Origin of the sequence: Type-D symbiont of Plautia stali, assembly GCF_001485335.1 — a bacterium.
Lineage (GTDB): Bacteria > Pseudomonadota > Gammaproteobacteria > Enterobacterales > Enterobacteriaceae > Pantoea > Pantoea vagans_C.
Map to the genome: position 1 here is coordinate 1 of NZ_BBOC01000136.1, position 9,020 is coordinate 9,020.

A 9,020-nucleotide genomic window follows, 5' to 3' on the forward strand; every position below is an offset into this window, starting at 1 on the left:
TCAATGCGCACCCTTTGAAAACTGCGCTGGATTGTCGCAGGGTCGCCATTTATGGCGACCATGCCAATCACCGCACTGCTTCAGCCATTCATAGCGACCTTATCGCCATTACTGCTTCGCTTTATACGCGTCGAATGCCTGTTTGATTTCGGTTTTGGCTTTCGCCGCATCCTCAAATCCATTTAACTCCACTTTCTTACGACCGTCCGGCAACTGCTTGTAGACGCGGAAGAACGCCTGCAGACGCTCCTGCTCCATCTTCGGCAGATCCTTCATCTCTTTGATGTCGTCGTAAGTGGGGTCGATCTTGCTGGTGGGCACTGCGACGATCTTGTCGTCCACTTCACCCCCATCAATCATCTTCAGCACGCCAATCGGGCGCAGTTTGATCAGCGTACCCGGTTGCAGCGGCGCACGGGTATAGAAGATCACATCCAGCGGATCGCCATCACCACCCAGTGACTGGGTCAGTGAACCGTAGTTCGCTGGATAGGCTACCGGCATCGACTGAAAACGGTCGGCAACGATAAAGCCGGTTTTCGCGTCGGTTTCATATTTGATCATGCCGCCCGCAGGGATCTCAGTCACCGCATAGAACTCATCCGGGACTTTATCGGGTTGTGGGAAATCCAGCACGTTTTGCGCCTGAACGGCGGCAGAGGCGGAAATAAGCAAAGCAATAACAGAAAGGCGTTTTAGCAGGTTCATTGTTGATTCTCTTGATCTTTAATGAAGGAGACAACAACGTAGAGGGCGAGGGTTACAGAGATATGAATAAACGATAAAAAATGGAGAGACCAAATATTCCACGTTGCAGGAAGGCGGCAACTGAGCGCATCCCCTGAAGCTTACATCAGTAAGTGACTGGGCTGGGCGAGGGCAGTCAACGCACCTGCAGCATGGAAAATGACGGTATCAGCCGCGATAGACGCAGCCTGCAGTACAGGTCTCTTTAATCATCACTGCGCTCAGCTCTGGCAAGATCGGCTTCATCTGATCCCAAATCCATTTCGCCAGCACTTCGCTGGTCGGGTTTTCCAGGCCAGGAATATCATTGAGATAGTGATGATCGAGACGATCATAAATCGGCTTAAACGCCGCCTTCAGCTCGGCAAAATCCATTACCCAACCGGTATGCGCATCCACTTCACCGGTGATTTCCAACCGTACCAGGAACGAATGGCCATGCAGGCGACCACACTTATGCCCTTCAGGCACATGCGGTAAGCGGTGGGCTGATTCGAACTGGAACTCTTTAAATAGCGTGGTAGACATAATGGCTCTCAGACTTAAAAACCGCCGAATTCTACCTGAATCACAGATTTTTCGCACCCGCTACGAGTGAAAAGGGCATTTTGCGACATCCTTCTCACCATGCCTAATCTAATGCATTGAATAAAAACGGGTTTGTTTACCACTTTTGCCGATTAACTTTACCCGAAAAACCACTTAGTCATTTTGGTTATTTAATATGTCGAAGGCTTATTTAATCGTTAATATACAGCCCGGTAACCTACCCACTCTTCCGCCACCGATTGGTCCGGACTTCATACACTGGAATGTTTAACGCGATGACGACTCAGGCACCAGGTTCAATGCTCCCGCTTAATCCCGAGCAACTCGCGCGCTTACAGGCGGCGACCACGGATTTCAACACCACCCAGATGGCCTGGCTCTCCGGCTACTTTTGGGGCATGGTCAACCAGACACCCGGTGCCGCCGTTGCGCCTGCACCGGTTCAGGCTGAGACGCCGACCATTACGCTGATCTCCGCTTCGCAGACCGGTAACGCACGTCGCCTGGCTGAGCAACTGCGCGACGACCTGCTGGCCGCCAAGCTGAACGTCAATCTGGTCAATGCTGGCGACTACAAATTCAAACAGATCGGCCAGGAAAAATTGCTGGTGGTGGTGACCTCGACGCAAGGTGAGGGTGAGCCGCCAGAAGAAGCTGTTGCGCTGCATAAATTCCTGCTGTCGAAGAAAGCGCCGAAATGTGAAGGGACTGCCTTCGCGGTGTTTGGCCTTGGCGATACCTCCTACGAATTCTTTAGCAAAGCCGGTAAAGACTTTGATGAGCGTCTGGCTGAGCTGGGTGCAGAACGCCTGCTGGATCGCGTTGATGCCGACGTGGAATATAAAGAGCAGGCCGCTGCCTGGCGTCAGCAAATCACTGAGATTCTGAAAGCGCGTGTACCCAGTGCGCCCTCTGCCGTAGCGGCAGTGGCCTCGACAGGCGCCGTCAACGAAATCCACAGTAGCCCATACAGCAAAGAAGCGCCGCTGACGGCCAGCTTCGCCGCGAATCAAAAAATCACCGGCCGCGATTCAGACAAAGACGTACGTCATATTGAAATCGACCTTGGTGATTCCGGCCTGCGCTATCAGCCGGGTGATGCGTTGGGTGTGTGGTTTGAAAACGACCCCGAGCTGGTGCAGGAGTTGCTGCAACTGGTTTGGTTGAAAGGTGACGAACCGATTGAAGTGAACGGCGAAAGTCTGCCGCTGGCGGAAGCACTGCAAAAGCATTATGAGCTGACGGTGAATACTCCGCAGATCGTCGAGCAGTATGCAGCGTTGTCACGTAACGATGCGCTGCTGGCGCTGGCAGGTGATAAACCAAAGCTGCAGAGCTATGCGCAGAGTTTCCCGATTGTCGATATGGTGCGTCAGGCACCAACAGAATTGAATGCGGAACAACTGACCGGGCTGCTGCGTCCGCTCACGCCGCGCCTCTACTCTATCGCCTCGTCGCAAGCGGAAACCGACACCGAAGTGCATATCACGGTGGGGGCGGTGCGCTACGAAATTGATGGTCGTCAGCGCGGTGGTGGTGCATCAACCTGGCTGGCGGATCGCATCGAAGAGGACGGTGATATTCGTGTGTTCATTGAACACAACGACAACTTCCGCCTGCCAGCGAATCCGGAAACGCCGGTGATCATGGTCGGCCCAGGCACGGGCATCGCACCGTTCCGCTCCTTTATGCAGCAGCGTGATAACGACGGCGCGAGCGGTAAAAACTGGCTGTTCTTTGGTAACCCGCACTTCACCGATGATTTCCTGTATCAGGTGGAGTGGCAGAAATATGTTAAAGACGGCTTGCTGACTAACATTGATTTAGCGTGGTCACGCGACCAGGCTGAGAAAATATACGTACAAGATAAAATCCGCGCGAAAGGGGCGGAAGTGTGGCGCTGGATTGAAGAGGGCGCGCACCTTTACGTCTGTGGTGACGCTAATCGCATGGCGAAAGACGTCGAGCAGGCGTTACTGGATGTGGTGGTCGAACACGGCGGCATGGATCGTGAAACGGCTGACGAATTTTTGAGTGAGCTGCGCATTGAGCGCCGTTATCAGCGAGACGTTTACTAATGAGCGAAAAACATCCTGGACCGCTGGTCGTTGAAGGCAAGCTAACTGACGCTGAGCGTCTGAAAAAACAGAGCAACTACCTGCGTGGCACCATCCTCGAAGACCTTGATGATGGCCTGACCGGCGGCTTTACCGGTGATAACTTCCTGCTGATCCGTTTCCACGGTATGTACCAGCAGGATGACCGCGATATCCGCGCCGAACGTGCCGCACAGAAGCTGGAACCGCGTCATGCCATGATGCTGCGTTGCCGTTTGCCGGGTGGCATCATCACGCCAACCCAGTGGCTGGCGATTGATAAGTTCGCCACCGATAAAACCATTTATGGCAGCATCCGTCTGACTAACCGCCAGACCTTCCAGTTTCACGGCATTCTGAAAAAGAACGTGAAGCCGACGCATCAGATGCTGCATGAAGTCGGTCTTGACGCGCTGGCCACCGCCAACGACGTTAACCGTAACGTGTTGTGTACCTCAAACCCGGTGGAGTCTGAGCTGCATCAGGAAGCCTATGAGTGGGCGAAAAAACTCTCTGAGCATCTGCTGCCGCAAACCCGTGCTTACGCCGAGATTTGGTGGGACAAAGAGAAAGTTGCGACAACGGATAAAGAGCCGATTCTCGGTGAAACCTATCTGCCGCGTAAATTCAAAACCACGGTGGTGGTGCCGCCGCATAACGATGTTGATCTGCACGCCAACGATTTGAATTTCATCGCCATTGCGGAGAAAGGCAAACTGATTGGCTTTAACCTGTTGGTCGGCGGTGGACTGTCGATCGATCACGGTAACAAAGCGACTTATGCGCGTACCGCCAGCGAGTTTGGTTTCCTGCCGGTAGAGAAGATCCTCGATGTGGCCGCAGCCGTTGTGACGACGCAGCGTGACTGGGGCAACCGCACCGATCGTAAGAACGCGAAGACCAAGTACACGCTGGAGCGGGTGGGTGTTGAGACCTTTAAAGCGGAAGTGGAAAAACGTGCCGGTCTGACGTTTGAACCGATTCGCCCCTATGCTTTCACCACGCGCGGCGACCGTGTTGGCTGGGTGAAAGGCATCGACAAAAATGGCATCTGACGCTGTTTATCGAAAACGGTCGTTTACTGGATTATCCCGGTCGTCCGCTCAAGCGGGGCATTGCCGAGATTGCCAAAATTCACCAGGGCGATTTCCGCCTCACCGCTAACCAGAACCTGATTGTGGCGGGCGTGCCGGAGAAGCAAAAAGCGCAGATCGAAGCCATCGCCCGTGAACACGGTTTGATGGAAGCGGTGACGCCGCAGCGCGAAAACTCCATGGCCTGCGTGGCATTCCCGACTTGCCCACTGGCGATGGCGGAAGCCGAGCGCTTCCTGCCGTCTTTCGTCACCAAAGTCGAAGAGATCATGCATAAGCATGGTGTCGGCGAAGAGCACATCGTGCTACGCGTTACCGGTTGCCCGAACGGTTGCGGTCGTGCTTTGCTGGCAGAGTTAGGTCTGGTGGGTAAAGCGCCGGGTCGTTACAACTTACACATTGGCGGCAACCGCATGGGCACGCGCATTCCGCGTATGTACCGCGAGAACATCAACGAAGGCGAAATCCTGGCCAGCATCGACGAACTGGTCGCGCGCTGGGCAACCGAGCGCCACGCTGATGAAGGCTTTGGTGACTTCGTGATTCGCGTTGGCATTATCAAAGCCGTGGTTGATCCCGCCCGTGATTTTTGGGACTCGGAGGCAGTATGACGGTACTTGATCTCGCAGCACTGAATAGCGGCAGTAAAGTCGATCGCATCATGGCGTTGGCGGAAAGCAACGTGCAGCTGGAGAAGCTCTCCGCTGAGCAGCGCGTCAGCTGGGCGCTGGAAAATCTGCCCGGTGCGTTTGTGCTCTCTTCCAGCTTTGGTATTCAGGCGGCGGTTTTGCTGCACATGGTGACGCAGCAGAAACCGGATACACCGGTGATCCTGACCGATACCGGCTATCTGTTCCCGGAAACCTATCGCTTTATTGATGAGCTGACCGAAAAGCTCAATCTCAATTTGCAAATCTTCCGCGCGGAGACCTCTCCCGCGTGGCAGGAAGCGCGCTACGGCAAACTGTGGGAGCAGGGTGTTGAAGGGATTGAGCAGTACAACCAGATTAACAAAGTTGAACCGATGAACCGCGCACTGGAAAACTTGGGTGCGCAGACGTGGTTTGCCGGCCTGCGCCGCGATCAATCTGGCAGCCGTGCCAGTTTGCCGGTGCTGGCAGTGCAGCGTGGCGTGTTCAAGATTCTGCCGATCATTGACTGGGACAATCGCCAGGTGCATCAGTACTTGACGCAGCACGGCCTGAAATACCACCCGCTGTGGGATGAAGGCTATTTGTCGGTCGGCGATACGCACACCACGAAGAAGTGGGAACCGGGCATGGCTGAGGAAGAGACGCGCTTCTTCGGCCTGAAGCGCGAGTGCGGGTTGCACGAGGGTTGATTGATGTGGTCGGCATTAATGCCGACCTTTCAGACTCGTCGTAGGGAGCGCATTGATGCGCTCCTTTTTATTAAATCCCTTTCAACCCAGCAAACGCTTCCGCAGCACGCGTCACGTTCACTTTTGTCACCTCATAATGCGCCACCGCGATAAACGGATCTTCCGCCAGAATGCTGTCTAAGCGGGCGCGATCCATATCCTTCACCAACACCATGCCGCCCGTGCGCGGATCCTTACGGCCTGCCGCAATAAAATCGCCGCTGTCAAAATAACGATCCAGCCATTCAATATGCGGTGCCAGCAGCGCATCGGCTTCTTCTGCCGGACGGAAATAGTTCAGATACACCACGTACATAGCAAATCCTTAAGTTGTTGGGTTGGCCAGCTCGGTGAGTAGTGGCAGTAAGATCTTCACGCTGTCGCGTGTGCGTTGGGTAATGCGGCCCGGTAACCAGCGATCCAGATAAGTGAGATTATCCCGGTCAGTTTGATGTCGGACGTTGCCATCCGGGAAGTGGCTGGAGTGCGCCCGCTGTTGCGCGCCATCTTTATTACCCAGCGCCCAGTTCGCCGCGGTGACATCCAGCAACGGCATCCCGGCTTTATCAAACGGGTTGACGCCAGGATAGTCACGCGGAGCCAGGGTATGGCTGGCGGCAGAAATGCCATAGCGACGAGCCAGCTGCAAGGCGCGTGCACTGGTTTGCTTACGCACTGCCGAGGGGGTGTTAGTGCCACTGTTAAAGTAGAGGTGATCGCCAACGATCAGGCTGTTCAGATCAATCACTAACAGGGTGTTTTTCTTTTCCTGCACGCTCATGCGCGACAGGTAATCGTCCATGCCATGCAGCCCGGCTTCACCGGCACTCAAGGCGACAAAGCGTACGCCGTAATGCAGCGGGGTTTTACTCATCTGCTGCGCCAGTTCCAGCATCACGCCCAAGCCTGAGGCATTGTCATCAACACCTTGCAGACGCAGACCGCCAAGATTGTTATCCGCTTCGTGGCGGCTGAGTGGCGTCCAGGTATCCAGATGGGTGACGATCAGGATTTCCTGCGGCACGCTTCCCGCCCGAGCGGCAATCACCGAGGTGGCGGAGACTTTGCGCAGGCGCGTCTCGCCTTTGCGCTCTGACCAGTTGTAGCTGGTGTTGAACTGGCGGGTATTGCTCTTGTAGCCCAGCTCGGTGAACTGCTGTTGCAGATAATCGGCGGTCATGAGTTCGGCAGGGCTGCCGCTCATGCGGCCGGGGAAATAGGTGGCAATGTGGCGCAGTTGCTGTTCAGCAAAATGCCCAGGCGTGTAAGTGGCAGCTTGGGCAAAGAAAGGCAAACCGCCCGCGATCAGTGCAGCCAGCACGGTGCGGCGGAGAGTGGCAAACATAGTAAGGGTCCTTTTCTGACATCCCGTCATGCTAAAAAAATTCTGAGTTAGTATGAAACTGTGACCGCGTTTGCACAATTTGAATTGCTCCGAAACACCAGCAATATCATTTGTTAAGCACAAATTGTTATCAGCAATCCTGGGTCGTTATTCCATTCGGTAACTACTAATGCTAATTCGTAATTTCATCTGCCAGAAGGTGGGAAAGTATAGTCGCGTTAACTTATTGTAAAACTAGCAAGGTTAACGTGGATTATCTGCCTCTCTTTGCCGATCTCAAAAACCGCCCGGTGCTCGTTGTCGGCGGTGGCGAAATCGCTGCGCGTAAAATCGAACTGCTGCGTCGCGCCGGTGCGCGCGTGCGGGTAGCAGCGCGCGATCTCGGCCATGAGTTGCAGGCGCTGCTGGATATTGATGCGATTGAGTGGATCGCCTCCAGCTTCGAACCAACACAACTCGACGGCGTATTTCTGGTGATCGCTGCGACCGATGACAATGCGCTTAACGCGCAGGTGTTTGATGCGGCGAATGCGCGTCACAAGCTGGTTAACGTGGTAGACGATCAGCCGAAGTGCAGCTTTATCTTCCCCTCCATTGTCGACCGCTCTCCCTTAGTGGTGGCGATCTCCTCCAGCGGAACAGCCCCGGTTTTGGCGCGCCTGTTGCGTGAAAAAATCGAGGCGCTGTTGCCCGCCAATCTCGGTCAGATGGCTGAAGTGGCAGGGCAGTGGCGCGACAAAGTGAAACAGCGCTATCGCAGCATGTCTGAACGCCGTCGCTTCTGGGAACGGGCATTTAATGGCCTTTTCGCCAGCCAGATGTCTGCTGGCAACGTCAATGAAGCGCGCCGTACTCTCGACCGTGAGCTGGAAAACAACACCGATAACCAGGGCGAAATCACGCTGGTGGGCGCAGGGCCTGGTGACAGCGGTTTGCTGACCCTGCGCGGTTTGCAAGTGATGCAACTGGCCGATGTGGTGCTGTATGACCATCTGGTGAGTGACGAAGTGTTGGAACTGGTGCGTCGTGATGCTGACCGCATCTGCGTCGGTAAACGCGCTGGAGCACACTCCGTATCCCAGGAAGAGACCAATGCGATGCTGGTCGAGCTGGCGCAGCAGGGCAAACGCGTGGTGCGTCTGAAAGGTGGCGATCCCTTTATCTTTGGCCGCGGCGGTGAAGAGTTGCAGGCGGCTAAAGCGGCAGGCATTCCTTTCCAGGTGGTGCCGGGCATTACCGCCGCCGCAGGCGCGACGGCCTATGCGGGTATCCCACTGACTCACCGCGACCACGCGCAGAGCGTGCTGTTTGTTACCGGCCATCTGCGCAGTGACAGCGCAGGCATTGACTGGCCTTCACTGGCGCGTGCGCGTCAGACGCTGGCGATTTATATGGGCACGATGAAAGCAGCGGAAATTGCGGCGGGCCTTATCGAACATGGACGCGCAGCCACCACGCCAGTGGCGGTGATCGGTTGCGGTACGCGTCAGGATCAGCAAGTGCTGACCGGAACATTAGATCAACTTGAGGCGCTGGCTGTTGCCGCGCCCACGCCAGCACTGATCGTGATTGGCGAAGTGGTGAATTTACACGGGCAACTCGCCTGGTTCCAACATTCGGCACAGCAGGGGGCTCGCGAGTCCGCCGTTGTCAATTTGGCTTGAGGAAAAATTATGGACCAAAATCGACTTACTCATCTGCGCCAACTGGAGGCAGAGAGTATCCATATCATCCGCGAGGTAGCGGCCGAGTTCAGTAATCCGGTGATGATGTACTCCATCGGTAAAGACTCTTCGGTGATGCTGCAT

The 9,020-nt window shown here is 55.2% G+C and carries 7 protein-coding genes and 2 pseudogenes; 5 read left to right on the forward strand and 4 right to left on the reverse strand.

The window, feature by feature from the left end:
* Positions 1 to 108: 108 nt before the first annotated feature.
* Together PSSD_RS24715 and queD are read right to left on the reverse strand one after the other, a co-directional pair.
* Positions 109 to 708 carry an inorganic diphosphatase gene (locus PSSD_RS24715; RefSeq protein WP_058974069.1) on the reverse strand — a complete coding sequence of 200 codons (600 nt, stop codon included), beginning with the start codon at positions 706 to 708 and terminating at the stop codon, positions 109 to 111.
* Between the two features lie 207 nt (positions 709 to 915).
* The gene (queD, locus tag PSSD_RS24720; RefSeq protein ID WP_039330734.1) at positions 916 to 1,275 is read right to left on the reverse strand and encodes a 6-carboxytetrahydropterin synthase QueD; all 360 of its coding nucleotides are present in this window, start codon (positions 1,273 to 1,275) and stop codon (positions 916 to 918) included.
* A 296-nt stretch (positions 1,276 to 1,571) separates the two neighbouring features.
* On the opposite strand from queD, the gene cysJ reads away from it, so the two are divergent.
* The 3 genes and pseudogenes from cysJ (at position 1,572) to PSSD_RS24735 (ending at position 5,828) form a co-directional block, all read left to right on the forward strand.
* Positions 1,572 to 3,374: an NADPH-dependent assimilatory sulfite reductase flavoprotein subunit gene (gene cysJ / locus PSSD_RS24725; protein ID WP_058974070.1), complete on the forward strand. Its 1,803-nt coding sequence runs from the start codon at positions 1,572 to 1,574 to the stop codon at positions 3,372 to 3,374.
* A pseudogene (gene cysI, locus PSSD_RS24730) lies at positions 3,374 to 5,097 on the forward strand (assimilatory sulfite reductase (NADPH) hemoprotein subunit). Before cysJ ends, cysI begins: the two are co-directional and overlap by 1 nt.
* A complete protein-coding gene (locus tag PSSD_RS24735) occupies positions 5,094 to 5,828 on the forward strand; it encodes a phosphoadenylyl-sulfate reductase (protein ID WP_058974071.1) in 735 nt (244 codons plus the stop codon). The pseudogene cysI and the gene PSSD_RS24735 overlap by 4 nt, the downstream one beginning before the upstream one ends.
* A 70-nt stretch (positions 5,829 to 5,898) precedes the next feature.
* Here the strand turns inward: PSSD_RS24735 and PSSD_RS24740 are convergent, their stop codons facing one another.
* Complete coding sequence (locus tag PSSD_RS24740) at positions 5,899 to 6,183, reverse strand: YciI family protein (protein ID WP_058974072.1); 285 nt, start codon at positions 6,181 to 6,183, stop codon at positions 5,899 to 5,901.
* A gap of 9 nt (positions 6,184 to 6,192) precedes the next feature.
* A complete protein-coding gene (locus tag PSSD_RS24745) occupies positions 6,193 to 7,212 on the reverse strand; it encodes an aminopeptidase (protein WP_058974073.1) in 1,020 nt (339 codons plus the stop codon).
* Between the two features lie 248 nt (positions 7,213 to 7,460).
* On the opposite strand from PSSD_RS24745, the gene cysG reads away from it, so the two are divergent.
* Both cysG and PSSD_RS24755 read left to right on the forward strand, forming a co-directional pair.
* Positions 7,461 to 8,876, forward strand: a complete 1,416-nt coding sequence (gene cysG, locus PSSD_RS24750) for a siroheme synthase CysG (RefSeq protein WP_058974074.1) — start codon at positions 7,461 to 7,463, stop codon at positions 8,874 to 8,876.
* A gap of 9 nt (positions 8,877 to 8,885) precedes the next feature.
* A pseudogene (locus PSSD_RS24755) lies at positions 8,886 to 9,020 on the forward strand (sulfate adenylyltransferase subunit CysD); the annotation flags it as partial.